At 67.3% G+C, this 1,635-nt stretch carries 1 protein-coding gene; it reads left to right on the top strand.

Annotated elements, in window-relative coordinates; genetic code table 11:
- Positions 1 to 1,635: condensation domain-containing protein (locus AC3WR5_RS33405; RefSeq protein WP_492490101.1), on the top strand; the 1,635-nt coding region annotated here is incomplete at both ends.

A 1,635-nucleotide genomic window follows, 5' to 3' on the forward strand; every position in this document is an offset into this window, starting at 1 on the left:
ATGCTGCCCAGCCACTTCGTGAGCCTGGCGGCGATGCCGCTGACGGCCAATGGCAAGGTGGACCGCAAGGCGCTGCCTGCGCCTGACATGTCCCAGGGCGAGGTCGCATACCTGGCGCCCCGCACCGAGAACGCGCTGAAGCTGGCAGCGGTCTGGAAGGACGTGCTGAAGGTCGAACAGGTCGGCCTGGGCGACAACTTCTTCGACCTGGGCGGGCATTCCTTGCTGGCCACGCAGCTGATGTCGCGCGTCAACGCGGCGTTTGGCACCGAGATCTCGCTGCGCGCAATCTTCGAGGCGCCCACGCTGGGCGAGATGGTGCAACTGGTGGCGCCCGATGAGGCCGAACCGACCGCAGAACCGACCGCTGTGCCGGCCGCCGTGCCGTCCGCGCCGGCCGAGACCTCGGAAGGTCATCCGCTGTCCTTTGCCCAGCAGCGGCTGTGGTTCCTGGACCAGCTGGAACGCCACAGCCCGCTCTACAACATCCCCGCGGCCGTGCGCCTCACGGGCAAGCTGGACCACGAGGCCCTGGCCTTCGCGTTCAACGCGGTGATCGGCCGCCATGACGCGCTGCGCGCGTACTTCGAAAGCACCGGCGGCATGCCGGTGCAGAAGATCCTGCCGCGACTGGAGGTGACGCTGGCGCTCAACGACCTGCGCGATCTGCCGCGCATGGAGCGCGAGGCCCGGATGCAGTGGTTGATGCTGGACCAGGCACGCACGCCATTCGACCTGCAGACCGGCCCGTTGGTCCGCGGTGGCCTGCTGCAGCTTGGCGACGAGGAACACCTGCTGCTGCTGACGATGCACCACATCGTCTCCGATGGCTGGTCCATGGGCATCCTGGTGCGGGAAGTCGGTGTGCTGTATGCCGGCCGCGCGATGGGAGCTGCTGCGGCGCTGCCCGAGCTGCCGATGCGCTACGTCGATTTCGCCCGCTGGCAGCGGCAATGGCTGGCTGGCGAGGTGCTGGCGCAGCAACTGGCTTACTGGCGCCAGCAGCTGGCAGACAGCCCCAAGCTGCTGGCCTTGCCGACCGACAGGCCGCGCCCTGCGGTGCAGAGCCAATCTGGTGCGTCCGTGGCGTATGCCGTGCCTGCAGAGGTGCATGCCAAGCTGCTGGCGCTGAGCCGAAAGCGCCAGAGCACCTTGTTCATGACACTGTGCGCCGCGTTCAACGTGCTGCTGGCCCGCCATGCCGGGCAGACCGACATCTGCATCGGCACGCCCATCGCCAACCGCAACCGCGCCGAGATCGAGGGGCTGATCGGCCTGTTCGTCAACACGCTGGTGCTGCGCACCCAGGTCGACCTCAGCCTCGGATTCAATGCGCTGCTCGCGCAGGTGAGGGGCCACACCCTGGATGCCTACGCGAACCAGGACGTGCAGTTCGAGCAATTGGTCGAGGCGCTTCAGCCTGAGCGCGACAGCAGCTTCACGCCGCTGTTCCAGGTCATGCTGGTCTTGCAGAACGCGCCGATGAAGCTGGAATTGCCCGGCCTGCAACTGGCATTCGTGCCGGGCGAGCGGGTCACCGCGAAGTTCGACCTGACGCTGACGCTGACCGAAGACCCGCAAGGCCTGCACGGCGAGCTGGAGTACAGCACCGACCTGTTCGAAGCCGCCACCATC

This window comes from Ideonella sp. FW305-24 (assembly GCF_058788035.1).